Raw genomic sequence first — 26,557 nt, 5'->3', positions numbered from 1 at the left:
GTGAACTCTGTCAAGATTGTGACAGTTGCTCGAACTCTCGCGCTGCAGCTGGACCGAGCCGTCGCACCCGGGCCCTCCGTTGATCATCGGCGGGAGCGGCCACCGTTTTCCGTGCACTACTTTCGGTAGATTGTCAAATCTTTTCGCCTTCTCGGCGGCCTTTGTTGCCCTGTGCGCTACGCCAGTGGAGGAGCGTGCCGGAGGTTCGGAGCAAACCGATTTTGCAAGGTGGCACTGTGTTTGGTGGCGCTCGACCATAACGAACCGGGTCTGGTGCGCGCTGATTGTGTATCCGCTCATGCCGCGTGACGTGCGCGCTTCCTCGTTGCCATAGTCAATCGTGGCCAGGCGGCTGAGTGCTGCGGCGCAATGGGCGGGTGATGGCAATGATCATCCTTAGCCAGAGTGGGAGCCGGCCGGAAGTGTCGTCGCCACTCCAGCCGGTGAGGTTGCTTCCGGACTCGTAGCTGACCGGTGACTCATGACGCCATGGCAAGCCGGTGCTGCGCTCGTACGCATGGGACGCGACGAAGAGAAGTGGTTCTGCCTCGCGCCGTGCGAAACGCCGAGGCTTGTGCGGATCGGCGAGCACTTCTTCGTAGGCCGCTCGCCCGGAGACGACTGCGGCGCAGCGGACGTAGAGGAACCAGTCGCCCCTGGCTCGGGCGGCACGGGCGTGAGCGTGTGTGTCCAGGCCGTGCAGCAGGGCGGCCAGATGATCCTCGAACGCCTGGATGTCCGGCACCGACAGCGTTGCCAACTCGGCGGCCAGACTGTCGAAGCCATCGTCGTCCGGCTGCGGCCCCATGGACTCGACCAAACGCCAGAACTCTTCCCGCTCCATCGCGAGATCCTCTCAGAAGCGGGTCACATACTTCTTCCAGGCTCGATAGAAGAAGCAGGTCAACTGAGGTCCCGTAGCGGCTACGGCTCGTCGCATTGGGCCACGGGCGACGCCCATCCCTCGACGTGGTCAGGTGCGCACATCTGCCGCGTTCCGCGTGCGTCGCCGCCGCGTCTTGTGCTACCGGGCGCTGACGAGACTCCGCCGACATCCGACACCGGTGCAGCCTATGCGCGGCACGGTAGGCGGATTGCCGCGCTTCGCGCATCCAAGCGCCGATTCGGGAGGTGGCCCAAGGTCAAGGTCGGTCAACCTGGCTGATGCTTGGCGCTTCGGGGAGCGGCCACGTGCCTTTTTGGCGCCAGTGAGCGATCCTTGCTTCGGTTATTGCCACGCTGGCCCGCATCTCGCTAGCCCAGGCCCATTGCTCGTCAAGAATTGCTGCAAAGTTTCCGCCGTCCGCGACCGATACCACCGTAACGCCGTCAACGGTTCTGATGATCTGGTCTACTTCAATGCCCCGGTACAAGGGCGGCTGTTCAAGCTGCGATCGGAGCCGCTTACGCCATTCCCGGACGGTCCTAGTCGGTATCAGCTGTCGCCAGCCGCTGCTTGGCCTCTCCTTAAGGAGCTGCTTGAGCCCACTGTCGCGGCGTCGGCAATCCACCACTGTCGCACGTACTTGCTCGTACGCTGCGGCTGAGCCGTCATGATTGGCGAAGATCGTCTGGTAGAACGTCTGCAGCACTGGCCGAATGGTGTTCATGTCGGCCGCATGCGCCTCCAGCTGATCGATACCCTGAACGAGAAGAGCGTGGCACCGTTGAGCTCCCGCCTCCTTTTCGTCCTCTGGCAGCGATTCGTCCTCATCAACCTCGCTCACATAGTTGCGGACGATGAAATTCCAGGCTACGTCACCAGCCGTCAAGATCGAATCGTACGCCGACTCTCGTGCTTGAGCGTGTCGACTGTCAAGAGCAACGCGCCGATCGACGTGCTTACCGTAGAGTGCGACCGCACCGGCGATCATGGCGCAGGCCAGAGCGACAAGGGCGGAAACGGCGACTGCAGTAGACACGGCCTTGATTATCGAGGTGGGCGGCGGCCTGCGCCAGCTAGAGTTATCCCACTGAACATATAGCAGTGTCGGGTTTGTGATAGACGAGCGCGTCCAGCTCCTGCTGATCGACCTCCCTGTGGCAGTCGAAGCTACGGTCGAGCCGCTGGGTGAGTTGGTAGTCGTGCCGGGCTCGGCGGTGGTCGTAGTTCGCGGGGAACTCTCAAGCACAGCCGTTCGCTAGAACGTTCGTTGTTCGCACTGATCTGCCGCCGACAACGCTCGTAGCGCCGCAGTAAACCGGATGCCGGGTGGGGCCGGTTCCGGCGATACTGCGGCGGGCCGGTGGCAGAGCCGGGTTATTGCAGCGCCGATGAGCCGACAGCCGGTAGGCACGGCGGTTTGAAGCGCGTGGGGCCACTGGCGTGCCATGCCCCACCAGGGGTTCAAATCCCCTCCGGCCCGCAACGCACTGTCATGCCGCGGTCCGCGCGGCCGTCAAGATCGGTGAGCTCCTCAGTGCTCATATGCCGGTGGTATACAGCTTGAGATGCTCGACAACGACGGCAACAGCCGTGCCGGGCGGGATGTCGACTGGGCCGTTGCTGAGCTCGACCTGCAACAGTCCGTCGATGATCCGTATGGTCAGGATCTGTTGCTCGTGGTCTTCGACGGTTCCGCGGAGTCGGGGGCCTTCGTGCAGCGTCGATTCGGCGCCGGCCATTGCGATCGTGTCGCCCCATTTGAGCATGTCATCGATGTCGAGTTCGACATCGACGAGCTCGCCGGGCTGGGCGGGCTGTCCAACCCATTCGGCCTCCAGCCGAACGCCGGCCAACACGGCTTCGACCATAGTGGGTGTACCGGGGCGCACTGCGACGACACGTACCTCCATCCGTCCGATGATCGCAGCTGGCGTCCTGATCTGCCGCGAGTCGGGCCCTGTTCATGGGGCGGTGCGGGCACGTAGGTCGTATGGCTAGGGTCGCCTCATGATCCTGACGGATGCTGAGGTTGCCATTGCGGCAGCTCTCGCGGGGGCCGAGGTGGTTGTTCGGGACTACGGTGCGGACCATGTTCGCTTCGCGAAGTCTGCGACTGACTTCGCGACCGACACGGACCTAGAGGCGGAGGCCGCGATCGTGAGGGTCCTGACGCGTCATCGTCCCGCCGACTCATGCATAGGCGAGGAGACCGGGAGTTCTCGCTCCGCGGCAGCGAGACGACGCTGGCTCATCGACCCGCTCTGCGGCACGGTGAACTTCGCTGCCACCACACCTCTGGTCGCGGTCAACGTCGCGCTACTCCAAGACGGGACGGGCTGTGCCGCCGCCTGCGCCGACCCGATCGCCGGCGAGGTCTTCTGGACCGACGGGTCAGCTGCCTATCTGCGCGCCGACGGCAAGGACCATCCGCTGGCTCCGTCTGGGGTCTCCGGCCTCATCGAGATCAACTGCGACGGCCCTCTCGATCGGCCGTTCGTCGGCGGACAACTCGTACATGATCCTCAGGTGCGCGGTGCTTACGGACCCCGCGTCATCTCCTCCACGTTGGGCGTGGCCTGGGTAGCAGCCGGCCGACGAGCGGTATACGTTTCCGACGGCACCTTCCGCGAGAACCTCCACTTCGCGGCCGGAATCGCCATCGCCAAGGCGGGAGGCTGCACGATCAGCGACCTGGCGGGAAACCCGCTGAACACCGGACGTGGCCTCATAGTCTCGGCCGACGCGGCCACACACCACGCAGTAGTGGCCCTCGTCGAGCCCCACCTCGAAGCAGTCATCAAAGCGAGCTGACGCTGCGCCCCTCGTTTCCCGAAGCGCGCCCGAGCATGGATCTTGCACTCGTAGCCGTGTCTACCGCCGCCGGCGACGAGGACCAACGAATGCCCGAGACCGCCTGTAATAGGGGCGGTGGCGATACAGCTCATGCCGCACCGGACGCGGCGGCCTGCTGTGCTGCGTTACCGCTTCTGTGCTCGGTACGTCCGGAGCAGCGCCGTGATCTTGGCGTGGTCACGGGCGCCGTTCAGCTCATTGAGCAACTCGTCTGGGCAGAGCTCATACAGGTCGCCCCACCATCGGCGAGCCCGGTTATCCCAGATCCGGTATCCGCCATCAACGCCCCTCGCCACGTACCTTCGCCTCGCCACCGGCGGCAAGATAGCAATCCCGTCACCTGACTGCACATGAATTGCGGCCATCCACTTCGCCACGCTCATCTGCCGCCGATCGGGCGCGGGCGTTGTCGTCACACTGGGTGGCTGGACGTCAGTTCGGCCGACGTCCCGAACTGCCGAGAACAATCCACGTCGTTACGGTGGAGCTAAGCGGACATGTCGGTTACCGCAGATGCCGCCGGGGTGAAGGTGGTGACCGTTGGTTACCTCCCGACGGTGCCTGCCGGTACTGCGGGCATTTGGCGAGGACGAGGAGTCCACTTCCCGCTGGCTCGCGGACTGTGGACGATGTCGTGATGACGGTTGACTGGGATCGACTCCGGCATGCGTATGGCTGGGCGACCGACACGCCGACGCATGTGGAGGCGCTGGTGTCCGGTGATGTCGAGGCCCGCGCCGCCGCGCTGGACCACCTTGACATCGCGGTGCTGCATCAGGGGTTCCCTGATACGGCGACCGCGCCGGCGGTCAGGGCCGTGACCGCACTGCTCGCCGACGAGCGGGCCCACCCGGACACCGTCGAAGCGCTCCTGGAGTTCCTCGGTGACGCCGCTCTGAGCGTGAGCGATCTCGCTGACGATCGCTACTTCGCCGAGATATTGCCCGACCTCGCCGACGCGGTGACGCAGGCGTACCCGGTGGTGTTGCCGCTGCTCGCGGCGTCCCCGCCGGACCGGGCCCTGTTCCGCGCCGAGAATCTCGTGGCGATGGCGCGGGTGCCATCCCTGGCAGACCGGCGGGAAGAACTGGCGGTTCTCGTCCTGGAGTGGTCTGAACGGGGCGCCGGGTCGAAGGCGGAGTGGATTCGCTGCCTCAGCCAGCTTGGTGTCGACAACCGCGACCTACGCACTGATGCGGACCCGGCGGTTCGGTTTCGGGCCGCGCTGGGCCACGAGGACGATCCGCGGAGCCGCGAGCTGATTTTGACGGCGCTGGCGACGGCGCCGCCTCCGGGGGTGCACCAATTCGAGCTCGTCGCGGCGGCGATCCGCGTCGCCACCGATTTCCACGTGATCGCCACGGCTGCTTGCCGAGTGGTCAGTCGGGACAGTTGGGCTGGCTTCGACTATGGCTGGGGCGCGTTGGTGCGCTTTGCTTTCCCCAAGCCGTACGGCAAGCGCCGTCCGCTGACCGAACCGCAGCGTGCGCTGCTTCGGGCGCTGGTGGCAAACGAGCAGCTCTGGGATCCGATGAACGGGAGCTGCGCGCTGGTCTTCAAGCAGGCCGGATTACCCCATAGCCGGGATATGTGCCGGCGGCTCAGCGGATAATCGCCTTCAAGATCGAAACTCCTGATCTGCCGCAGCCCGCGCTCGGGGCTCTGGAGCTCACAGCGGTGCAGAAGAGTGTGGTCGGTAGGGCTTATGGCGCTTGGAGCCAGCGGGTGTGGATGTCCTGGTAGCGGAGTGGGTCGACGGCTGCCGGGTCGGTGAGGAGTTCGACGAGGAGAGCGCCGTTGGGAAGCCGTCGTGCCTGGGCGGTGATCTCGGTCAGCGGTGCCAGCGACAGGTGACGGTTGGTGCCGAGGTAGGTCCACCAGCCGAGTTCTGCCGGCCAATCACCGGCAGGGTGAGAGCGATCGTGGATGTCGAGGTGCCACACCTGCTCGGATGACCACTCGTCCAGAATCCGCCCGACATCGGCCTGCAGCCGGTCGGCGACATCGAGCCACAGGCCGGTCAGCCGAGCGTGCAAGCCGCGGAAGGTGTCGGCCTCTGGACCTGGGCGGCGGTGACAGTACGCTGCGTCCAGTGCCCAGATGAGGGTTCCCGCTTGCCACTGGAAAGCGAAGCAGCAGCGCACCAGCGAGAAGACCTCCGCCCCATGCGCCGGCCCGCCTCCAGTCACGATCTGTCCGTCGCCAGGCCCGCCACGCAGCAGCAGCCCATGCCACCCCCACCGTAGACATTCGGACCCCGGTCAGGGCAGCGGACCGTGAGAGCGGCACCGCTGGCCATCCGGCACCGATGGGAGGATCGGCGACCGGACGGGTCAGCGATTCTTGCACGAGCATCCCGCACGTCTCGGGCGTCGGGTGACCCCGGATCGGCGCCGCCGTTACCTGGCCACGACGGCGGTGTGGTCAAGGCAGCAGAGGGCAGGTGTGTGGGCGATCTACCTGCCGGCCTTCGCGTGGTACTCGTCCACGATCTCCTGCGGGATCCGTCCGCGGTCGGAGATGTCCTTGCCGGCCTTCTTGGCCCATGCCCGGATCGCTTTGTTCTGCTCGCGATCGGTGCTGGTGGTGCCGTGGCCGCGGGCGGCGCGGCCACCGACGACCACTCCGCCTCGGCCGACCTTCGTGCCGTGGGTGACGTAGGGGGCGAACAGTTCGCGCAGCTTGTCGGCGTTGCCGCTCGACAGGTCGATCTCGTACTGCACGCCGTCGAGAGCGAACTTGACGGTCTCGACGGCGTCGCCGCCGTCCAGGTCATCGATCAGCTTCTGAATGATTTGCTTCGCCACGGTGCGGCACATTCCTTTCGAGCAGTATGATCCTACGAACGCTCCGACACAGTAACCTGTGTGGCACTCGCCGCGTCAACGAGATGGAGCCGCCGTCCCGTATTGACCATCACAGAATTCTGAGAAACGTTCGCCAGGTTCCTTAGATGCTGCCTTCGGGTAGGGGAATGGCGACGCTGCGTTGTTGCCCCAGGCGGCGAGTAGCGGCGGAACTGCTGACCCGTATTCGATGTCGCGGGTCGCTCCCATTTATCCATCTGTTTGCATGCCATGTGAGTCGGTGCCAGCCTGTTGTGGAGCCTGGACATCCCTCGACGCAAGGATTCTGCAGAGAAAAGTGCGCTGAGGCGATCAGTGAAGAGCGCTCTACCCGTGGGCAAGGCGTCGGAGTGCGGTGACGTAACGGTCGGTCGCGTACTGCTGGACCAATCGGGTGAGTGGTCCGCCTGCCCGTGCCACGAGCGAGGCGGGACGGCTGAACGCTCGGACCTGGATCCGCACGTCGCCTGTTTCGGTCATAGCGATCACGAATGCTTCTTCGCCGCGTTCCGGATGGCCGGGCAGGGTTCCGTAGGCGAATCCACGGCGATCGGCTTCATCGACCGTGTACACGACTCGGCACGGGATGTTGAGCTCCAGAAGGGGCCAGCCGGCCCGCAGGACCACGATGATCCCCGCTGCAGGCTTTCCGCCGGAGTGCACGACAGTGAGACCAGCCTCTTCGTGCATCCGCCAGCCGAACAAGGCGGCAGTTGCTCGTTCAAAGGCCTCGCGTCCGCTGCCCAGGCTGACATCTCGGTGCACATGGCCGTAGCCCTGGGGCATCGACTCAGCCTGCGTAGCCCCGACTTCTTGATACGTGAGAGACGCAGCGTTCAATTCGGAGATGACTCTCGTCAGGTCGCGCCGCACCCGATCATGTTAACGAGTCCCGGGATCGCCGGCGCTGACGGGACGGTGCGGGTGAGGCCGCATAAGCCCGCCAGCGCGGTGCGCACGAACCATCAGCGGCCGAGGCTGTCGCCGATTAGTGCCTGCCACTGCGCAATATCTAGGCAACGTCACCTGGCGCTGTCGGGGCCCATAACCCGGCTCTCACCCTGACGCGCGATGGCCGATTCGGCTATGTCGAGGGCGCTGTTGAGAGTGACGAGGTGGGCTGAGGGCATACTTCCGAGTGCGAGGCCGCAGGCGGATACCAGGTCGGTCAGTTGCTGGATCTGTCGAGTGGTGGCGATGTCGGAGTGCTCGGGGTGGGCCAGGAAATCGCGGGCGGCGTAGCCGTCGACTGCAGCCTGGTGGACCAGGTTCGCGGCGACTTCCTTCCGGGCAGGGTGATCGTGGCGTAGTGCGTCGATGACGGAGAGACCGAGCCGGAGGTGGAACACGGTGAGCTCGGGTTTGACGTGATCGAGCGCCTGGTAGGCGTTCAGCGCGGCGGTTATCACGTCGGCTGGGCCGACTGGCGGTAGGTGTAGGGACAGGCAGGTGGTGACGGCGTCTTCCCATGGCTCGCTGGGTTGGGTTGCGCTGAGCATCGCGCGTGCCTGCTGGTGGCGGCCGGCCATGGCGTGGGCGATCACTTTCACCTGTCGGCCGTCGAGCATGCGTGTGCCGATTCCCTTGTACTGGCTGAGGCGTCGGCTTGCTTCGTCCCATCGGCCGGCGGTGGCGAGGGCGTGGGCACCGGTGCCGAGCAGGACGGTCCACAGCCACCGTCGGGTAGCGGAGTGGGCGGTGGGCGTGTTGGTGAGCCGGGCTGCGGGGACGGTGATGCCGTCGATCGTGGTGTCGGTGCGGATGTCGATGGCCTGGAAGAGCTCTTCCAAGAGCGTCCAGGCGGCAGGGCCGTTGCCTGCCCGGATGTGGAGACGGGCGAGGTTGACGAGGGGCTCGAGAGCGTGCTGAGGCTCGTGGTCGTTGGCCAGCGCGACCGCCGCGAGCCGGTGACACCAGGTTCGTGCCAGGTCGGGTATGCCGCAGTCGGATGCCAGGAGGGCGGCCAGATTGAAGACTGCGGTCGCTGCTGCCGTATCGCGCTGTGCCCGGGCGACGTGCGCGCGTTGCTGAAGGTCGATCACACGCTGGTCGAGCGGCGTGCAGATGGGGCGCTGTCTGGCGACTAGCGGGAATCTGCGGGCCACGTCTGGTCTCATGCCGAACCGCTGGGTGCGCGAGCGTCGAGTGTCGGGTCGGGGCCGAAGACCACGGTGGCGGCGTGTGTGGAGAGAACGGCCTGAGTGGTGGCGTGCAGGCCGAGGCGGTTCATCGCGAAGATGATGTGGTGTGCCAGGACGCCGCGGAGTCCGCGTCGCAGGTGTCCGGACGAGGTGAGACGGGCCAGGTCGAGGCCGGAAGTGGCGAATGACGTGGTCCAGTTCGAGGCAGTCGTAGAGGGCTTGCCGGGCACCGTGAAGCTGTCTGCGTCAGTGCTCATGAGCTGGCGGAGTGACGCTTGGAGGGTTGCTGCGGTGTCGGCGTCGAGACCGTCGGGTGGTGTCCGATGGTGGGCCACCTTTGACCAGACATCGCCTTGCTCGTACCAGTCCAGACCGGCGGCACGCAGCATCGCACTGGCCAGCAGGATCGCCATCTCTCGTCGGCGTCGAGTCGTGGGGTACTCGGCGGTGGCGGCGAGGTAGGTGAGTACGTGGCGGCTGTCGGCGTGCCAGAGCCGGTGTGCGACCTCCATCGCCTCGTCTCCGCCGAAGGCACGGAGTTCGGGTTCGTAGATGCTCTGCGTCGCCCAGGCGAGGTGTCCGGTGCGTCTGAGTGCGTACAGGTGACCGAGTAGGTACGCCCGTGCGTCGGCGTTCTGGTCTGTGGGGAGGTAACGGAATCGCCACTGGATTGCTTTGCGGATGAAGAACCAGCCCGAGATGAGCCTGTCGGCCTCAGCGGCAGTGAATAGGGGTGCCACGCGGGTGACGGCGATGTCCTCGGCAGAGGGTTGATCCCGGAATTGAACGGTGACGTGCATCCAGCGTGTGGAGTTCATAGGCCCTCTCTGCAAGGGATGAGGTCGGCGACATCGCGGATCGGATGCATCGGGCGGGGTGGTGGTTAGCCCAGCAGGAGGACGGCGTCCCAGGGAGAGACGGGGGTGGCGCCGGTGCCGAAGGCGTGTAACGCGAGCGCGGCGCCCGCAGCACCGTCCATGAGCTCGGGGTCGGTGATGGGCTGCGCCAGTTGGGCGCTGAGGTGGGTTGCGACGTCGGGTAGTTCGGCGGCGATAGCGGTGTTGCGGGCGTCGACGGCTGTGCGGAGGGCGGATTGGAGTAGGCCCGCTTGTCCGTGGCACAACCCGATTCCGGGTAGCAGGGCGAGCTGTGCTGGGTTGCGTAGCGTGGCGAGGATCGCTGCCTCGGCTGCGTGTTGTCGGGCGGTGTCGCCGAGAGCGAGGCCGGCGAGCTGCTGGGCACGTGCGGTGCCGCTGATGCCGTAACACCAGGACGGTCGGGGGCGGTGCGGCGGTGCGAGGCTTCGGGCTTGTTCGATGGTGAGGTAGCCGGGCCACCAGGTGCCGGCAGGTTCATCTGTACGCCATTGGTCGGTCCATCCGCAGAGGCGAGCGACCGCGTCCTGCAGACTGGCCGTCGGGATGTCGTGAAGGATCGCGAGGGACAGCAGCGCCAGGACCGCGCTGATGCCGTGGGCAATTCCGAGGTTGCCGTGTCCGAGCGGGAAGTCGGAGTCAGGTTCGCCGGATAGGCCGACCGGCATCCACCACGGTGGCAGATCATCGGTCCCGCCGGGGGATTGGGTGAGACGGGTCAGGTAGGAGATGACCTCGCCGGTGATGGGGTGTGTGGGGTGGCGGTGTAGGTGGTAGACGCCGAGTCCGGTCAGGCCGTGGATCAGGTCGAACTCCCGCATCTGTAGCCGGTCGCCTCGGCCGATGCGGGCATGGGCGGTGGCCAGGCGCGTGCGGGTGAGCGTGGTCGTCTTGTCATCGAGTGCCGCGAGTGCGCGCCGGTACCGGGGCATCGCGGCGGTGTGCAGGGCGAAGCCGAGAGCGGGCGCGCCGTGGAACAGGTTCGCATTGGGGCCTGCGCTGATCGGCTCGGACGCGGCGTGCGTCAGCCAGGCGTGGACGCGGGCCTCGTCGCCGTGTCCGGTGCGGGCACGCTCGATGTGTAGCAGCGCGATGCCGACCGCGCCACCGGCGAGAGACTGCGGTCGGGCTCGGCCGCTCAAGGGCTCGTGTCGCAAGATCTGTGGGTCGGCGAGCGCGTCAGCGATGGTGGTGGCTGCCGTGAGCGCAGTCCTGTTCACACCGAACATCGGTGCTCCCCGCGTGCTCGGGTGGTCCAGCTCAGCGCGGCGGCGCGAGCGAGATGGAGGCAGGCGCGCTCGCTGTCCGGGTCCGGGCCGATCATCCGCGTGTGATGCAGATGCAGCAGATCGGGCAGCACACTGTCGGCGGTGACCTGGGCGGTGTGCAGGACGTCGCGGTAGGTCCGCAGGACCTGGTCGCGCCGCAGCCAGGCAGCGAGGAGTTCTTGTCCGTCGGGCAGTGACATCAGCCCGGACTGGTCCGGGTCAGCCAGCCGGACTGTGCCGTTGTAAATGTCGCGGGGTGGGGCCGGTCGGTGTGGTCGGGTGTGCGCGATCAGCCATCGCCTGCCTTCGGCCACGTCGCCGATGAGTGCGGTGGTGATGTGCAGCATGCTGACCGCAGTCACCGCACGAACATCGGGTGTCTGCTTTCGTGCGGCGAAGGCGAGCTGCTGAAGTGCCGTTGCCGAGTCGGCGTCGAAGACCTCCTCCAGCGTCGCGATCGCGGCAGGGCCGCCGAAGCGCGCTGGCTCCGGGTAATCGGTGTCGACCTGCATCCGGGCGATCAGGCCACCATGGCGCAGCTGTCGCGCCCACGCACCGATGGCCGTCGTCTCGTAGGCGCCGCCGGTTAAACGGAGCCGAAGGTGGGGGTCGGGGTCGTTGTAGCGAAGGAACCAGAAGCGCATGTCCGGGCTCAGTCGTTCGAGCAGGGACGGCAGGTGTCGGGTCAGGATCGTGGTGTGCCGGTCGGGATGGCCGTACAGCTTGACGTAGAGGCGGTCGCCCGCCCCCGGCAGGTGACCGTGCGCGCGGACATCGACCACCGGTGCGGTGGTGAGGCGCTGCGGCGGAGGCACTGGATCGGTCGTCGCTGCCAGGGGAATGACGACTTCGTGTGCGCGCCCGTCGATCCACCCGGCGGCGTCCGCCACTGGTGCGGCGTGGAGCACCGCCATATCGGTACGGCCGAGGTGATCGCGCAGCACCGCGAGGTGTGCGAGTTCGTCAAGGTCCAGGACGATGCGCTGGTCACCCTCACCGAGATACACCCGCTGGGGACACGCGACCGCGTTCCGCCACGAGGCCAGGACGCCGACCCACTGCGGCCAGCTCGCCACCGGGGAGGGCAGGTCGATGGCTGGTAGCAGCCAGCGTGCCGGGGACAGGACGGTCCGCCGGTAGCGCAGAGCAGGCAGGAACGGCAATCCGCTCGCGGCGCCCCAATCGACCGCGCTACACGGCGTGGTGAAAGCGGTGGAGGCTTCGGTGAGGAACCGCACGAGCGGCAGGGTGTAGTGCACCTGTTCGACGGCGTTGAACATGATCGGCTCCACCGGGCAACGGCGCGAGATGGAAACGAGGTACACGCGGTCGACGTCGGCGGTGACGGCGATGTCGTCGAGGTCCATTCGACCGGGCGTGTTGTCGTGGTACTCGCCGAGCGAGATGAGATGCGGAATCACCTGTGGGGCGCGTGCCACGTCTTCGGTGACCGTGTACGGCGTCACCGCCGACACCTGCGCGCGCAGCGCACCGCTCGTAGTGGTGGGCAGAGCCGCGTACTGGTGGACGATGCGGTCACGGTCGACGGGATCGAGCAGGTCGAGGAATCGGCCGGTGGTGGTGCCGGCGTTACGGGACACGCCGACGACCTGAAGCCGGAAGAGCCCCCGATCGAGGTCGTGGCGGCTGCGGGCGTGAATAGTGACGGTCAACTCTGTAGTGGGCTGTGCCTGCGCGATTGACACCTCCCCAGCGAGGTCGCGAATCGTGGCGTCGTCGAGGACGACCTCGTGCTGGCGCCGCAGTGCCGCCTTCTGGGCTAAGGCCAGCAGCTTCCGGTCCCGCTGCGTGACGGGGGCGGGTGCGGTGGGCAGGGCACCGCGGTACCCGCTGGGGTAGCCGAGGCCGACATCGGCGTCTACCACTTCACATAGCGGCACCAGCGCGTGCGGCCCGTACCGCTCCAGGAAGCGGTGGTGCCACGCCTGCCATCCGGCATGGCCAGCCGGGGCCAGCCGCACGAGTACGGCGGCTGCCTGTGCGGCCTCGACGGCGACTGTCTCGGGAAGTCGCAGCTCGACGTCCAGTCGCAGGTCGACGGCTACGGGCGGTTCGTCATTGGGGTGTAGGGCAACCAATGCCGCAGCGAGTACGCTGCGCTGCTGTCCAGAGGTGCTGAGGGACGCCGCGTGGTGCCCGGTCAGGGTTCGTAGCGTGCCGAGCGTTGCGCGTGCCGGAGCACGGGTGTTCTCGGTGGTGTGCCGGTCGTCGCTGGCCAAGGCCTGTTCGAGCCGCGAAACTACGACGGACAACGGGTCGGTGGACGTGGTCGCTGGTCGCAGGTTGGTCAGCAGGAGGCGCTGCGACACCATCTTGACCAACAACGCGAACACGGTGCCGACAGCGGCACGGTGGTCGGCCGCGAGCTGACTCGCCAGATCGTCCAGCCGGACCGGATGTCTCGCTGCGGCGAGTGCGGCGCACACCGCAGCTGTGGCGCGTACGTGCACGTGGGTCGGTGCCGAACGTGGTGTCGGGTGAGCGCGATCCTCCAGCACGACTTCGTCGCTGCGGAAGATCAGTCGATCGTTGGCGCGGACCGTCAGGTTCGGCAGAAGTGCCGGATCGGCTTCCAGGCGGTCGACCATGCTGGCCAGCCACGGTGCCCGTACCCGCACCACGGCCCGGTGTCCCTCACCGACTCGGACCGTAGTCTGTGCCCCGATGTGGGCCGGGGCGACGCCGGCGAACAGGCCGTAGGGGGTCGCCCGGTGACTGGCCCGGAGCAGGTACCGCAGGACCGACACCACAACTCTGCGGATCTCCCGATCATCCATCGGCTGCCGGTCACAGATCACCCGGACGCGATCGGCGAGCACAGGGCTCGCCTGCTGTAAGGCGGCTGCGAACTCTCGCGCGGCCATCGCCTGCTGTAACCATGGCCGCCACGTTGCCGCGCCGACCCCGGCCTCGGTCAGGTCTGGCCATCCCAGCGCCAGACGGTCCGGCGTGCATACCGCCGCCCGCACCACCAGTGCGTCCACATGCCGATACACGGTTCCTCCCCTGGACGGGACCGAGCCTGGCCGCGCGGCAACACGGCCAGGCTCGTCCGAACCTCGATCTACTTCGGGCAGCTGGTGCTGCAGGCCGACTGGCAGGTCTTACCGCAGCCGTCGTTGGTCATGTAGATCAGCTTGTCCACGCTCTCGCCGGACTCGATGAACGTGACATCCAGCTCCCAGTCGTCCGGCCCGAACTCGCCCGACCTGCCGTCCATCGGCGGTGACGCCGTGGTGCTCCGCTCCTCGGTCGTGATCGTCATGGCAGCCTCCTTTGAAGGGGTGATCCTCCGACGCCCCAGGGCAGGGGGCACCGGTAGCTGTCAGCGCCAGGTGACCGCGACGACGCCGTGGCGCTTCGGCGTGTACCACCCGACCGGCGGCGCGTCGCCTGCGGTGGTGGGGATGTACTCGATGCGCGCGGCTCCGCGATGGCGGTACTGCGTGGCCCAGCGGCGCAGCAGCGCGACGTAGCGGTCGGCGATCTCCTCGGCGTTCGGGCCGTAGGCGTAGACGCCGCTCTCCCAGCCGTCGGTGCACTCGTTCTCGCGTTTGGTCCGGTAGGCGAAGCTGCCCCCGTCGACCAGGACGGCCGTGCCGTACGTGACGGCCGGGGTGAACACGCCCTGGTCTACGAGCTGCTGGCTGGCGTGCAGGAACGGCACCTGGGGGGCGCTGGTCACCACGAACAGCTCCAACTCGTCGGGCAGATCGAAAGCCGCCCCAGACCACTGCTCAATTCTCGGCCCGTGCATCGCCTTACGCAGCGCCGGCACGTCGAAGCCGGGGTCGGGTCCGTCGATCCGCAACGCGGCCTCGCCGTTGATCGACACCAGCGTTTCGGTGAAGGTGCCCTCACCCTGCATCGGCACGAAGCCACCGAGCCGGTAACTGTGGCTGACCAGACCAGCTCCGGCCCGATCGAACGCGACGCAGCGGGACAGGCCCGCGAACCGCAGCGGCATGACGATCCGGCCCCGCTCGGTGAGCTGCTCGATCCAGGCCGGCGGGATGTCCCAGGCCCCCACCGTGACGATGATCCGGTCGTACGGCGCATGCTCCGCCACGCCGTATTCGGCGTCAGCCTGCACCACCTGCACCCGCTCGTACCCGGCCTCGTCGAGATACGCACGGGCCCGCGCCACGATGTCAGAGTCGATGTCCACCGACGTCACCGCACCGTCGTCGCCGACAAGCTCCGCGAGCAGGGCCGCGTTGTAGCCACCCGAACCGATCTCCAGCACCCGCATCCCCGGCTCGATCCCGGCCTGCTCCAACATCACCGCCTGAATGTGAGCCGCCGACACCGAACTGAGTGCCTTCCCGTCCGGACCGGTCTTCGTCACCAGCGCCGTGTCCACGTCGTACACCACCGCCAGCGGCTCGTCCGGCGCGAACACGTGACGAGGCACCGTCAGGAACGCGGCCGCTACCGCCTCCGAGGCGATGGTGCCCTCACACAGTTCGGACACCATCGCCGCTCGGAGCGCCGCCGGATCCTGTACAGCCTGCTGACCTGCGCTCGTCACGGACTGACTCCCTAGCTGAATAGTTCCCGGATATGAACCTGTAGAGCCCCGCATGCCGAGGCCCCAGCACGACGATTCGTGGCAGGGCGGATGCGTTCCTGAACCCGCCCCACACACTCATCGAAAGTAGGTGGCGCAGGGAATTCCACTTTGTGGTCCAAGTTGCGGTCTGATCACCGTCACGAGGTCTGGCCGCCGGGGTTCAGGTGGCCGGACGCGCGGGTGACTGGACAGGGAGGCACATCTGTCCGCCTCTCTGTCCCGGCCGTACTGTTGCTGATCTAGGCCGGAAGGGAGACGTGCGTGATCAAGTCGGTGGTGTTCGACGTTGGCGAGACGTTGCTGGACGACACTCGCGAGTTCCACGCCTGGGCAGACTGGCTCGGCGTGCCGCGGCACACGCTGTCGGCTCTGGTAGGGATTGTCGTCGCTCAGGGACGGAACAACGCCGAGGCGTTCGAGTACGTGCGTCCGGGGATCGATCTCACGATCGAGCGGCAACGCCGCGAAGAGGCAGGTCAGGGCGAACGGATCGAAGACGAAGACCTGTATCCAGACGTCCGGCCCACCCTCAAGCAGTTGCGGGACAGCGGGCTGTGGGTGGGGATTGCCGGCAACCAGACCGCACGAGCAGGCGAACTACTCCGTGCCTTGCACTTGCCGGTGGACGGGATCGCCACCTCCGCTGAGTGGGGCGTCACGAAACCTGATGCGGCATTCTTTTCCCGGATAAAAGAGTTCGCGCCGGGGGCCCCAGAGGAGATTCTCTATGTTGGCGACCACCGTGACTATGACATCAAGGCGGCCTGCGCGGCCGGTCTCCGAGCAGCTTTGATCAAGCGAGGACCGTGGGGGCGCGTGTGGGCCAACGACCCTACGGTCCGCGAAAACGCGAGGTGGGTGCTCGATTCGCTGATGGAGTTGCCGCTGTTGCTTCGTACCTGATTGATCTAACCGGTGGCAGCCGTGCTGGTCATCCATCTGACGTAGTCATGTAGTGGGTGGGCTGCTGTGACTCGGGGTAGGAGATCGCTGACGACCTGGCGTACCTGTGGGTGGATTCGTGCGTGTTCGGGGGCGGCCAACTTGGCCTGAAACAGCGCATCACATGCCGGCTCGGTCGACCGGGTCTGAGAGTGGGCGCGCGCGAGGTCTATGTAGAAGTGAGAGCGACGTTCGCCGGGTAAGTCGTTGGGCGGTATCCAGCCGCGCGCTGCGCGCAGTGCCGCGTCCGGGTCGTCGGAGTCAACCGCAAGCGTCACTTCGTGTATCCGGACGGACGAAGGTCCGAAGGCGGTGCCATGGTATTCGCCGTCGGACACAAGTTGCGCGTACTCACCAGCCTCGCGAAGGTGGTCCTTAGCCTGTTCGGATTGTTGAGCGATGCCAGCTAGGACAGCGGCGCGCATGTGCAGCGCGCCGTACGCCGCCCAAGCGAACGTGCCGGTGCAGGTGCTGACTTCGTCCGCAGCTTTCTCCAGGACAGCGCGGCCGAGGTCCGGGCGACCGTTCTCGAAAAACAGCTCGCCGCGAACATAGTGCGCTGTGGCGAGGACGGTCGCATCTCCGGTACGTCGGGCGGCATCGGTCATCATCGCGATGATTCGGGCCGACAGATCGTGATGGCCAAACTTGTCCGCCAGAGCATCGGCGGCACGATATGCCTGCGTGAGCAGGAGCGTCGCGATGCTTCCCCGCTGGCCGGTCCACGCAATCTGTGCACGGTGGAGCTCATCCAACAGCGAGGGAAGGACTATTGCGAGCCGTTGGTAGTTCGATCGTAGCCGTAAGCGGATTAGGCCAGCAACCGCCTCATTGAGTTCGGCGGGGGAGCGTATAACGCCGTCTGGCGGGAGGTCGAACGTGTCGAGGGACGCACGGATCACGGCTAGGTCGACGCTGGCGGGTGGGCGAAGCGGACTCGGCTCGTATGTGCGTGGCTGGTCGAGGTTGGTGGTCGTTTTAGTGCGGGACTCGGTGCGGCGGTTGGGGTAGAGGCCAAGTTCTGCGTCGGTGGTGACTCCGAAGAAGGCGCGCAGTGCTGCTCGGCGTTCGCAACTGGTCCAGTGCGTGTCGCCGCGTTCAAGTTTGCCGACCCACCGGAAGTCGACGGTGTGGTACTTCAGATCTTTGCGGTTGGGATATAGCTCGTGAAGCTTGGCGTTAACACCGTCGGCGACGTCGGAGCGACTCATGCGCAAGTTCGGCCAGCGCGGTGACGGGAGGCGACGGCGGGCTTCCATCAGCCGTAGATTCGGCTCCTTTGCGCTGGCCTCCGATGCTGGCATCGAGATCTACCTCCTGGCGCTACTCCGCACGTCCCCGCCGCCGAAGCAGCATCGTCTTATTATTAATAAATTATTCCGTGTTGCCCGGATCTCGCGCAACGACGAACGTCGGCCGGACGCCCATAGTTGCCGTACGCGCTCGGTCAGGTGGTCCCCTGAAGCTCCGGTGGGTTAACCTCTGGTGCTTTGCTCTCCTCCCAGGGGCTGGGGCCGAGGGTGTCACTGCTGGACTCAGCCGGTTGAAACGGGGCCACACGCTGTTCCCGAAAACCTAGTACTTCACCATCACGTTCTTCGAATCGCGGCCGGCAGCGTAACCAGCGATAGCTGTATCGCGAGGCTTGATGTCCAGTGGCTGGTGATCGCAGACGCAGGCCGCGGGGTTGATGTTCGGGCCGCGTCGACCGCTCTCAAGAGCGCTCGAGTGCTGGCAGTGAACTCCGAACCCCGCGCTTGCGGGATGTCATCTGACCGTAACGCACACTGGCGGTCTCGCGACCGCGCCCTCTGATCTTGACGTCTTAGCAGCTCAGGGTTCGGGTGCTTGGTGACCGGAACCGCAATGTGGACCGTAATGCGGAATTCCCCGATCTGCGGACATGCGTGATTGTTGGTTTTGCGTCAGTCGCGATGCGTCCTGAGGGAGAGGCCCCGCAGGCGTTTGTTTGGCTGTTAACGCCGTGAGGTCCTTCTTGTCGTTGGCGCAGGCCAACGGGTATGCGATCCGAGAGGTTTCCTGTGCGTGTTGCCCGGAGGCTGGCCTGGTTGCTGGCGATTCCGCTGTCTGCGACTGTGCTCTTCGCCGCGTGGGGTGTGGCGTCGACAGCGCGTCAGGCGCTTGCTGCCGATCGGTTGGAGTCGCTGGTGGCGGTGTCGTCCGCTGTCGGTGAGGTGCTTTATCAGCTGGATCGTGAGCGTCAGGTCGCGGCGTCGGTGGTGTCGGACAGCGGTCGTGGGCTGAACGCCTTCCTTGAGCAGGGTGCTGTCTCGGATGGTGCGGTCGAGGCGTATCGGCAGCGTCGGGGCGACCTGGACTTGTCACCGCCGTCGGTGGCGCAGTTGTTGGGTCCATTCGACGAGCAGTTGCGGCTGCTCCCGACGTTTCGCGAGCAGGTGAAGGCCAGGTCTGCGTCGTTGACCGCCGTGTTGGTGCGGTATCGGGCGGCGATCGGCCGGGGGCTGGCGGTGCGGGAGGCCGTGGGTCAGGTCGGCGGGGCCGATGGTGCGCTGGCTGATCAGTTGCGGGTGGCGGCGGCGTTGTCGCAGGCGTCGGAGTACGCCGGCATGCAGCAGGTCGCGGTGGCGACGGGTAGCGGCCGCGTGGTGTCGCAGGCGGTGCAACGGGACGTGGCAGCGACGCGGGCCGGGTTCGATGAGGCGTTGTCGGTGGTGTCGCAGCGCTCGCCGGCAATGTGGCGGGGGTGGCTGGATCAGGCGTTGACCGGTGAGCAGGTGCTGGCGGCGCAGCGGTTCGATGACGAGGTCGCGCGGGCGCAGGTGGGTCAGCGGCTGCGGGTGAACTCCGGTCGGTGGTTGGCGGCCAGTGGTGAACGTCGGGACCGGCTGCACCAGGTGCAGTCGCGGATCGACGGTGAGATTCAGGCGGCGGTGGGGCGGGCGCGGAGTCGGCAGTGGGTGACCACGGGGGTGCTCTGCGGGGTGGCGGCGGTGCTTGTGGCCGCGGCGACGGTGTTGGCGGCGTGGCAGGGCCGGGCGTTGGCGCGGCGGTTGCGGCGGGTCCGCGATGCCGTCACCGGGATGGCCACTGAAGAGCTGCCGTCGCTGGTGCGGCAGGTGGCGGCGGCTGATCCGGCCGACCCGGGGTCTGTGCCTCCGGCGCCACGTGCCTTGGCCGTGGACATGCCTCGGGATGAGGTGGACGAGGTGGCAGGTGCTTTCGACGCGCTCGCGGCCACCACGTACCGGATCTCGACGGATCTGGCGCGGCAGCGCCTGGTGGCGGTGGGCGCGGTGGAGGCGGTGGGACGCCGGTGTCAGGGGATCACGAATCGTCTTCTGGGCGTGTTGGACCGTGCGGAGCGGGATGAGAAGGACTCGGCGACGCTGGCGACGTTGTTCGCGGTGGACAACCTGGCGGCGCAGCTGCTGCACGGTACGCAGAGCCTGCTGGTGTTGTCGGGACGGACGCTCGGGATGCCGTACGAGGAGCCGGCCGAGCTGGTGACGGTGGTGCAGGCGGCGCAGAGCCGGATCCAGGAGTACCGGCGGGTCATCGTCGGGCTCGTCGACGACCGGATCCTCGTTCCGCCGGCGCTGATCGACGACCTGGTGCACTTGTTGGCGTCCCTGCTGGACAACGCCACCCGCTACAGCCCCGACGAGGTGGTCGTCACCGGTCATCTGATGGGCAATCGGGCGATCCTGCAGGTCACCGATACGGGCAACGGCATCAGCCCAAACCTTCTCGACCAGCTCAACGAGGAGTTGGCGGCGCCGACGCCGATGATCGGGGTGGAGCACATCCGCCGTCAGGGCATCGCGACCGTCGCGGCGCTGGCCGTCGCGCACGGGCTGCGGGTGCGGCTGCTGCCCGCGTCCCCGCAGGGCACCATCGCCGAGGTCGAGATTCCCGCCGACCAGCTTCGTATCCGGATCCCGGAGCGGGTCGCGCTGCCGGTGGGGCCGGTGGCTGGCAGGCGGGCCCCGGGCGGCACCCCCGCTTCCGACTTGTCCTTGCCCACCAGCTCGCCGCGTGCTCCTGCGGTGCGTTACGACCCGCCAACGACGATGGCGGACGCGTCGACGCAGACCCTGCCGCAGATCACCGCGCAGCGCACCGCTGCCGCCTGGCAGGAACCGGACCCGATCTACGAGCAGGCGGCCGAGGAGCACGGCCCGGCCGGATGGTTCGAGGTGGGCGGCACGGTGCACATGCCCGCTGCCGCCGCTGCGGCACCGTGGGATCACGGCGCGACCACGTCGAACGGACTGCCCAAGCGGCAGCCGTCCCGGGCGGTCGCGTCCTCACCTCGGCCCACTGCTGTCGAACCGCCACACGGTGGGCGGGCGGTAACGGGCTTCGCCAAGACCGCAGGGGCGTATCAGCGCGGCCGTGGCCGCTCCCTCCAGCCGAGAGAAGGACGACGATGAGCACCGATCTGAGCTTTCTGTTGAACAACAACGTGCGCGTGGTTCCGGGTGTGAGCCAGGCCGTCGCGGTATCCGTCGACGGATTGCTGCTGGCCTTCACCGACGGTCTAAACCGAGACGCCGCAGAACGCCTCGCCGCGGTCGCCTCAGGGTTGAACAGCCTGATCAACGGCGCCGCCCAGGAGCTGAACGCCGGTGGGGTGCGGGGCAACATCACCGACACCGACCGGGGTTACCTGATCCTGACGAGCCTGAATCGGGGGGCGTCGCTGCTGGTGTTGACGCGGCGGGACGCGGACCTCGCCTACGTCACCGCCGAACTGGACCGCTTCGCCGAGCAGGTGGGCGACACGCAGCTCAACCCGTCGTTCGCGGCAGCGGCCGCCGGGGCACGATGACCGCGCCGGGCACGACGGTTCGCCGACCGGCGGGCGGGCCACCGGGGTTGAAGATCGTGCTGACCGGGCCCCTCGGAATCGGTAAGACCACGCTGGTCGGGGCCGTGTCGGACATCGTGCCGCTGACCACCGAGGCCCGGATGTCGGCCGCCGGCGACGACATCTCCCACAGCCCGAACAAGGTCACCACCACGGTGGCGATGGACTTCGGTCGCCTCGCCATCAACGACGTCACCGTGTACGTCTTCGGGACCCCTGGACAACAGCGGTTCTGGTTCATGTGGGACGCGATCGTCCATGGTGCGGTCGCCGCGGTGGTGCTCGTCGACACCCGCCGGCTCCAGGACTCGTTCCGGCACCTGGACTACATCGAACGTCGCCGGCTGCCGTTCGTGGTGGCGGTCAACCGGTTCCCCGACGCCCGCTCCTACCCTCCGGCGCAGATCCGCGACGCCCTCACGCTCGACGGTGAGGTGCCCGTCATCGAGGTCGACGCCCGGGACCGCGACAGTGTGCGCCGCCTGCTCATCGCCCTGGTCGAGCACGCCATCGCCACCACCCCGATCCCGGCCGACGTCGCCTCCTGACCGCCCGGCCCCTCCACCCTCGAACAGAAGGAGCACACCTCATGCGACATGCCCGTTCCCGACTGCGGCAGGCACTGGCTGCCGCCACCGCCACCGGCCTGCTCGCCACCGGCGCGGCGTGCACCAGCAGCGACGGCGACTCCGACCGGGTACGGATCGGACTGCTGGTGTCGCTGTCGGGCATCTACACCAGCGTCGGCGAGGACATGCACCGCGGTTTCCAGCTCTACCTCGACACCCACGACGGCCGCCTCGGTGGCCGCGAGATCGACCTGGTCGTCGCCGACGAGGGCGACGGCCCCGCCACCGCTGTCCCCGCCGCCCAGAAACTCCTGGAACGCGACCGGGTGGTGGCGTTCACCGGACTGGTCGGCGGCGCCACGGTGGACAAGGTCCAGACGCTCACTCACGAGCGGCGGATACCGCTGCTGGGAGCGAACGCCCGCCCCGGGTGGCCCCCGGCGCGGGACCTGGCCTACACCTGGCACACCTCCTACAACTCCGACGAGCCCGGAATCGCGATCGCCGAGTACATCAAGGCGCAGGTCGGCAACGGAACCGTGTACGCGATCGGCCCGGACTACCAGGGCGGCTGGGACGAACTGCGCGGCTTCACCGACACGTACACCGCCCTCGGCGGGAAGCTCGCCAACCTGGACGGCAAGACCGTGTTCACGCCGTTCCCGACGACCGAGAATTTCCTGCCGTATCTGAACAGGGCCGCCGAAACCCAACCGGCCGCCGTGTACACCTTTTACGCCGGTGGTCCCGCCGTCGCGTTCGTCAAGCAGTACCGGCAATCCGCGCTCAAGGACGTGCCGCTCTACGCCGCCGGCTTCCTTACCGAAGGACCGGTGTTGGACGCCCAGGGGACGGCGGCCACCGGAATCCGCAACGTCCTCAACTATTCGCCGACGCTGCCGCACGCGGCGAACCAGCAGTTCGTCGCCGCCTGGTCCGCCGCCGGCTACCCGGGACAGCCGACCACCTTCGCGATGGCCTCCTACGACGCCGCCGCCGTCCTCGACCGGGCCCTGGCCGCCGTCGGCGGCTCCGTCACCGGCGACACCCTCAACACCGCGATCAGCACGGTGGGACGGGTCGACAGCCCACGGGGGGACTGGCAGTTCCATCCCACCGAGCACCGGCCGGTGCAGCGCTGGTACCTGCGCGAGGTCAAGCCCGACGGCCCGGTCCTGTCCAACGTGCTGCTGCAGGATCTGACCACCCTGCCCGCCACCTGACCGACACGACCAGAGCTAAGGGGGTGCCGTGCCCATGGACACACTCGTGATCACCACCGTTGACGGAATCGCCTACGGGCTGCTCCTGGCGATCGCCGCCGCCGGGCTGACCGTCGCATTCGGTGCCGGCGGAGTGCTGAACCTCGCCCACGGCACCCTCATCGCGGCCGGCGGCTACATCGCCGCGACCACCTCTGTAGGCACCTGGGGCAGTCTCGTCGCCGCGATGGCCCTGGCGACACTCGCGGGAGCGGCCGGTGGCGGAGTGCTCGCCGCCGCGACCGCCGCACTGCGCGGACGTGGTCACCTGGATCAGGCGTTGTTGACCTTCGGCATCGCGTTGATCGGCGCGGACCTGCTGACCACGGCGTACGGGTCGGACGTGCTGCGGCCCCGGATGCCCGCCGACCTGGAAAGCACGATCGTGGTCGCGGGATACCGATATCCGGTCGACCGGCTCGCCGCGTTCGGCGTCGCCGTGCTGGTCGCCGCGTGCGGGTATGTGGTGCTGCACCGCGCCCGCGCCGGTCGGCTGATCCGGGCCACCGTCGACGACCGGGCGATGGTCGCCGCGATCGGCGTCAACCCCCGCACCGTCGACGCCGCCGTGCTCGTCGCCTCCGGGGCCCTCGCCGGTCTAGCGGGAGCGCTGACAACCCCGATCCTCGGCGTCGGGCCCGGCACCGCCGACACGGCACTACTGCTGTCACTGATCATCGTGGTCTGCGGAGGTCTCGGCTCCGTACCCGGCGCCGTCATCGCCGCGATCGGCGTCGGCGTGGTGCAGACCGTTGGAGTGGTCACCCTTCCGGCCCTGGCGCCCTATCTCCTCATCGCCGCCATGGCCGTGATCCTGCTCGCCCGCCCCAGCACCGTTCCTGGTCAGGCGACGCCATGAGCATGCCCACCCGGGCCACCGTTGCCCGACTCCGATCGCTACCCGTTATCGCCCCAGGTGCGGCTGCCCTGGCGATCATCGTCGTGGCGGTGTCACCGGATCCGTACCTGCACACCACGGTCGCCCGGATGCTGCCCCTCGCGCTGCTGGCGGTCAGCGTCGCGGTGGTCACCGGGCACGCCGGCCTGCCCACCCTGGGCCACGTCGCCCCCTACGCCGCTGGCGCCTACCTCACCGCCCGCCTCGCTCTCGCCGGTATCGACCTCGCCGTCGTGCACCTGCTCTGCGCAGCCGTCATCGGTGCGGCCGTCGCGGGCCTGGCCGGGGCGGTACTGGTCCGCTACCGGGGGACGGTCTTCTTGATGCTGAGCCTCGCGGTCGCCGAGCTGACCGCGATCACCGCCGGGCAGTGGCGGACGGTCAGCGGCGGCACCGACGGCCTCGCCGGTATTCCCGCACCGCGTCTCCTCCCCGGCATGTCGCCGCTGGTCGGCGACCGCACGGTGCTGCTCTATACCGCCACAGTCATGCTGGCCGTGACGGCTGCGGCCGGGTGGTCGCTGCGCGGCGATCGGCGGATGCTGTTCACCGCCGCCCGTGCCAACGAGAACCGGGCCCGCGCCAGCGGCCATCCCGTCTACGTCTACCTGTGGATGGTCCACACCGCCGCCGGGAGCCTGGCCGGCATCGCCGGAGCGCTACTGATCCACACCCATCGGTGGATCACCCCCGCCGATGTTGGATTCGGCACCGCAGCCCTGGCCCTGCTCGCCGTCGTCATCGGCGGCGCCCGATCCCTCACCGGGGCGGCGGTCGGTGTGGTGATCGTGCTCATCGTCCGTGACGTCGTGGCCGTGGAGGTTCCCGGGCACGCGCCGCTGCTGCTCGGCGCGTTGTTCGTCATCGCCGTGTACGCGCTGCCCGGCGGCCTGGCCGCCCTACCCGCCCGCCTTCGCCACCACAGGCTGTTCGCCACCCCGCACGAAGCGCCGCCGCCGGCTGCCGTGACGAGCGTCAGGAGTACGCCGTGAGGATCATCCACCGCGTCGACCCGGCCCGGCCGACCGCACCGCGCAGCCGCCGCGACCCCGACCACGCCCACGGCAACGGCCTGGTCGCCGCCGGTCTGCGTCACGCCTACGGTCCGCTCACCGCCCTGCACCTCGACACGTTCGCCATCGCCCCGGGCGACCGACACGCGGTCATCGGACCCAACGGGTCCGGCAAGTCCACCCTGCTGGGCGTGCTGGCCGGCGCCCTCCGCACCCAGGCAGGTCAGCTCACCTACAACGGTCAGATGGTCACCCGCCACGGTGCTGAATGGCGGGCGCGAGCCGGTATCGGTCGCACCTTCCAACACCCCCTGGTGTGGCCCGATCTCACCTGCCTCGACTGCGTCCGGGTCGGCGGCTGGCAGCATCGCCATAACCCGGACCGCACGCCGCTGGAGGTGCTGCGCCTGGTCGGTTTGGCCGACTACGCCCACCAGCCCGCCAGCGTCCTGTCACACGGGCACCGGCGGATGCTCGACCTGGCCGTCACATTGGCCGGCCAACCCCGCATCCTGCTACTCGACGAACCCGCCGCCGGCCTCACCGACACCGACACCAGCCGCCTTCTCGACGTCCTTGATGGGCTGCCCAGCTGGATGGCGGTGGTGCTGGTCGAGCACCACATGGGCGTGGTCGCCGCGTTCGCTGACTGGATCACCGTTCTGCACCAGGGCGGCCGACGCACCGACGGCCCTGCCGACACCGTGCGTGCCGACCCGGGCGTCGCCGCTCTCTACCTCGGCAGCGGAGGTAGCGATGCTGCGCATCCGTGACCTGACCGTCGCCTATCCCCACGGCGCCCCCGTCCTGCACCACGTCACGCTCAACCTCGACACCGGTGGTGTGCACGCAGTGGTGGGTCGCAACGGGGCCGGCAAGACCACCCTGCTGCACACCCTCGCCGGCCACCTCCACCCCAGCGGCGGCACCATCCACCTCGACGGCCACGACGTGACCGGCTGGCACCCCACCGCAGCCGCCCGAGCCGGCGTCGCACTCGCCCCCCAGGGCCGCAGGCTGTGGCCGTCGCTGACCGTAATCGAGCACTTCGCCACCGCACGGCCCGTCGCAGGCCGCGACGAAACGTGGACCGTCGAAGAGCTCCTCGACATGTTTCCCCAGCTCGCCGACCGCCTGCAGCACCGCGCCAGCCAGCTCTCCGGCGGCGAGCAGCAGATGCTCACCATCGCCCGCGCGCTCCGCACCGCACCGCGTCTCCTGCTGGCCGACGAACCCACCGAGGGCCTTGCCCCCATCGTGGCCAATCAGATCACCACCGTGCTGCGGACCCTGCCCGACCGGGGCGTGACCGTCCTCGCCGCGCTCCCACACGCCGCCGCGGCCGCGATGATCGCCGACACCATGCACGTCATCGCCTCCGGGCAGATCCTCGGCCACACCGACATTCACGCCGTGGCCACCGCTGTGATGCGCCGACACCTGACCCTCACCTATCCCGGCGACGAGCCCGGGGAGCCCGACCAATGACCTCTGAGACCGTCATGCGCGGCGCTGCCCCGACACCCCTGCCACCCGGCGTACGGAGTACGGCGGTGCT

General features: G+C 67.8%; 24 protein-coding genes and 1 tRNA gene. 12 read left to right on the top strand and 13 right to left on the bottom strand.

Annotated elements, in window-relative coordinates:
• Positions 1-334 precede the first annotated feature (334 nt).
• Positions 335-844, bottom strand: a complete 510-nt coding sequence (locus ACIBO1_RS09825; RefSeq protein ID WP_396743446.1) for a DUF4240 domain-containing protein — start codon at positions 842-844, stop codon at positions 335-337.
• A gap of 298 nt (positions 845-1,142) precedes the next feature.
• On the bottom strand, positions 1,143-1,922 hold the full coding sequence (locus tag ACIBO1_RS09820) for a hypothetical protein (RefSeq protein ID WP_396743443.1): 780 nt from the start codon (positions 1,920-1,922) through the stop codon (positions 1,143-1,145).
• A gap of 318 nt (positions 1,923-2,240) precedes the next feature.
• On the opposite strand from ACIBO1_RS09820, the gene ACIBO1_RS09815 reads away from it, so the two are divergent.
• Positions 2,241-2,366: transfer RNA gene (locus tag ACIBO1_RS09815), tRNA-Ser, on the top strand.
• 58 nt (positions 2,367-2,424) lie between these two features.
• Here ACIBO1_RS09815 and ACIBO1_RS09810 read toward each other — a convergent pair.
• Positions 2,425-2,796 carry a hypothetical protein gene (locus tag ACIBO1_RS09810; RefSeq protein WP_396743440.1) on the bottom strand — a complete coding sequence of 124 codons (372 nt, stop codon included), beginning with the start codon at positions 2,794-2,796 and terminating at the stop codon, positions 2,425-2,427.
• A 97-nt stretch (positions 2,797-2,893) separates the two neighbouring features.
• On the opposite strand from ACIBO1_RS09810, the gene ACIBO1_RS09805 reads away from it, so the two are divergent.
• Both ACIBO1_RS09805 and ACIBO1_RS09800 read left to right on the top strand, forming a co-directional pair.
• On the top strand, positions 2,894-3,697 hold the full coding sequence (locus ACIBO1_RS09805) for an inositol monophosphatase family protein (protein WP_396743437.1): 804 nt from the start codon (positions 2,894-2,896) through the stop codon (positions 3,695-3,697).
• A gap of 679 nt (positions 3,698-4,376) precedes the next feature.
• Entirely contained in the window at positions 4,377-5,351 is a 975-nt protein-coding gene (locus tag ACIBO1_RS09800; protein WP_396743434.1) for a hypothetical protein, read from the top strand.
• Positions 5,352-5,442: 91 nt separating this feature from the next.
• Here the strand turns inward: ACIBO1_RS09800 and ACIBO1_RS09795 are convergent, their stop codons facing one another.
• The 9 genes from ACIBO1_RS09795 to fxlM all read right to left on the bottom strand — a co-directional run bounded on the left by ACIBO1_RS09795 (position 5,443) and on the right by fxlM (position 15,421).
• On the bottom strand, positions 5,443-5,928 hold the full coding sequence (locus ACIBO1_RS09795; protein WP_396743431.1) for a hypothetical protein: 486 nt from the start codon (positions 5,926-5,928) through the stop codon (positions 5,443-5,445).
• 267 nt (positions 5,929-6,195) lie between these two features.
• A complete protein-coding gene (locus ACIBO1_RS09790) occupies positions 6,196-6,546 on the bottom strand; it encodes an Lsr2 family protein (protein ID WP_396744142.1) in 351 nt (116 codons plus the stop codon).
• 366 nt (positions 6,547-6,912) lie between these two features.
• A complete protein-coding gene (locus tag ACIBO1_RS09785; protein ID WP_396743428.1) occupies positions 6,913-7,458 on the bottom strand; it encodes a DUF1990 family protein in 546 nt (181 codons plus the stop codon).
• 149 nt (positions 7,459-7,607) lie between these two features.
• Positions 7,608-8,690: a hypothetical protein gene (locus ACIBO1_RS09780; protein ID WP_396743425.1), complete on the bottom strand. Its 1,083-nt coding sequence runs from the start codon at positions 8,688-8,690 to the stop codon at positions 7,608-7,610.
• A gap of 8 nt (positions 8,691-8,698) precedes the next feature.
• A complete protein-coding gene (locus ACIBO1_RS09775; protein WP_396743422.1) occupies positions 8,699-9,544 on the bottom strand; it encodes a thiopeptide-type bacteriocin biosynthesis protein in 846 nt (281 codons plus the stop codon).
• 65 nt (positions 9,545-9,609) lie between these two features.
• Positions 9,610-10,830 (bottom strand): lanthionine synthetase C family protein, encoded by a 1,221-nt coding sequence (locus tag ACIBO1_RS09770; RefSeq protein ID WP_396743419.1) that lies wholly within the window; start codon positions 10,828-10,830, stop codon positions 9,610-9,612.
• The gene (locus ACIBO1_RS09765) at positions 10,818-13,862 is read right to left on the bottom strand and encodes a lantibiotic dehydratase (RefSeq protein ID WP_396743416.1); all 3,045 of its coding nucleotides are present in this window, start codon (positions 13,860-13,862) and stop codon (positions 10,818-10,820) included. The genes ACIBO1_RS09770 and ACIBO1_RS09765 overlap by 13 nt, the downstream gene beginning before the upstream one ends.
• A 92-nt stretch (positions 13,863-13,954) precedes the next feature.
• Positions 13,955-14,155: an FxLD family lanthipeptide gene (locus ACIBO1_RS09760; protein WP_396743414.1), complete on the bottom strand. Its 201-nt coding sequence runs from the start codon at positions 14,153-14,155 to the stop codon at positions 13,955-13,957.
• 60 nt (positions 14,156-14,215) lie between these two features.
• Positions 14,216-15,421: a methyltransferase, FxLD system gene (gene fxlM / locus ACIBO1_RS09755; protein WP_396743411.1), complete on the bottom strand. Its 1,206-nt coding sequence runs from the start codon at positions 15,419-15,421 to the stop codon at positions 14,216-14,218.
• A 303-nt stretch (positions 15,422-15,724) separates the two neighbouring features.
• Between fxlM and ACIBO1_RS09750 the strand changes: the two genes are divergently transcribed.
• Positions 15,725-16,366, top strand: a complete 642-nt coding sequence (locus ACIBO1_RS09750) for an HAD family hydrolase (RefSeq protein ID WP_396743408.1) — start codon at positions 15,725-15,727, stop codon at positions 16,364-16,366.
• A 5-nt stretch (positions 16,367-16,371) separates the two neighbouring features.
• Here ACIBO1_RS09750 and ACIBO1_RS09745 read toward each other — a convergent pair whose 3' ends face one another.
• The gene (locus ACIBO1_RS09745; protein ID WP_396743405.1) at positions 16,372-17,616 is read right to left on the bottom strand and encodes a hypothetical protein; all 1,245 of its coding nucleotides are present in this window, start codon (positions 17,614-17,616) and stop codon (positions 16,372-16,374) included.
• Between the two features lie 831 nt (positions 17,617-18,447).
• Here ACIBO1_RS09745 and ACIBO1_RS09740 point away from each other — a divergent pair.
• The 8 genes from ACIBO1_RS09740 to ACIBO1_RS09705 are packed head-to-tail and all read left to right on the top strand — an operon-like array spanning position 18,448 to position 26,487.
• Positions 18,448-20,820, top strand: coding sequence for a nitrate- and nitrite sensing domain-containing protein (locus ACIBO1_RS09740; RefSeq protein ID WP_396743402.1), 2,373 nt, complete (start codon positions 18,448-18,450; stop codon positions 20,818-20,820).
• Positions 20,817-21,218: a roadblock/LC7 domain-containing protein gene (locus ACIBO1_RS09735; RefSeq protein WP_396743399.1), complete on the top strand. Its 402-nt coding sequence runs from the start codon at positions 20,817-20,819 to the stop codon at positions 21,216-21,218. The genes ACIBO1_RS09740 and ACIBO1_RS09735 overlap by 4 nt, the downstream gene beginning before the upstream one ends.
• Positions 21,215-21,805 (top strand): GTP-binding protein, encoded by a 591-nt coding sequence (locus ACIBO1_RS09730; RefSeq protein ID WP_396743396.1) that lies wholly within the window; start codon positions 21,215-21,217, stop codon positions 21,803-21,805. The genes ACIBO1_RS09735 and ACIBO1_RS09730 overlap by 4 nt, the downstream gene beginning before the upstream one ends.
• A 41-nt stretch (positions 21,806-21,846) precedes the next feature.
• Complete coding sequence (locus ACIBO1_RS09725; RefSeq protein ID WP_396743393.1) at positions 21,847-23,049, top strand: ABC transporter substrate-binding protein; 1,203 nt, start codon at positions 21,847-21,849, stop codon at positions 23,047-23,049.
• A 34-nt stretch (positions 23,050-23,083) separates the two neighbouring features.
• On the top strand, positions 23,084-23,947 hold the full coding sequence (locus ACIBO1_RS09720) for a branched-chain amino acid ABC transporter permease (RefSeq protein ID WP_396743390.1): 864 nt from the start codon (positions 23,084-23,086) through the stop codon (positions 23,945-23,947).
• Positions 23,944-24,978 carry a branched-chain amino acid ABC transporter permease gene (locus tag ACIBO1_RS09715; protein ID WP_396743387.1) on the top strand — a complete coding sequence of 345 codons (1,035 nt, stop codon included), beginning with the start codon at positions 23,944-23,946 and terminating at the stop codon, positions 24,976-24,978. The genes ACIBO1_RS09720 and ACIBO1_RS09715 overlap by 4 nt, the downstream gene beginning before the upstream one ends.
• The gene (locus tag ACIBO1_RS09710) at positions 24,975-25,772 is read left to right on the top strand and encodes an ABC transporter ATP-binding protein (RefSeq protein WP_396743384.1); all 798 of its coding nucleotides are present in this window, start codon (positions 24,975-24,977) and stop codon (positions 25,770-25,772) included. Before ACIBO1_RS09715 ends, ACIBO1_RS09710 begins: the two co-directional genes overlap by 4 nt.
• Positions 25,756-26,487 (top strand): ABC transporter ATP-binding protein, encoded by a 732-nt coding sequence (locus ACIBO1_RS09705; protein WP_396743381.1) that lies wholly within the window; start codon positions 25,756-25,758, stop codon positions 26,485-26,487. The genes ACIBO1_RS09710 and ACIBO1_RS09705 overlap by 17 nt, the downstream gene beginning before the upstream one ends.
• Positions 26,488-26,557: the final 70 nt, after the last annotated feature.

The sequence above is a fragment of the Micromonospora sp. NPDC049903 genome (genome assembly GCF_044460945.1).
GTDB lineage: Bacteria > Actinomycetota > Actinomycetes > Mycobacteriales > Micromonosporaceae > Micromonospora.
This window is presented reverse-complemented; position numbering and strand designations above follow the sequence as displayed.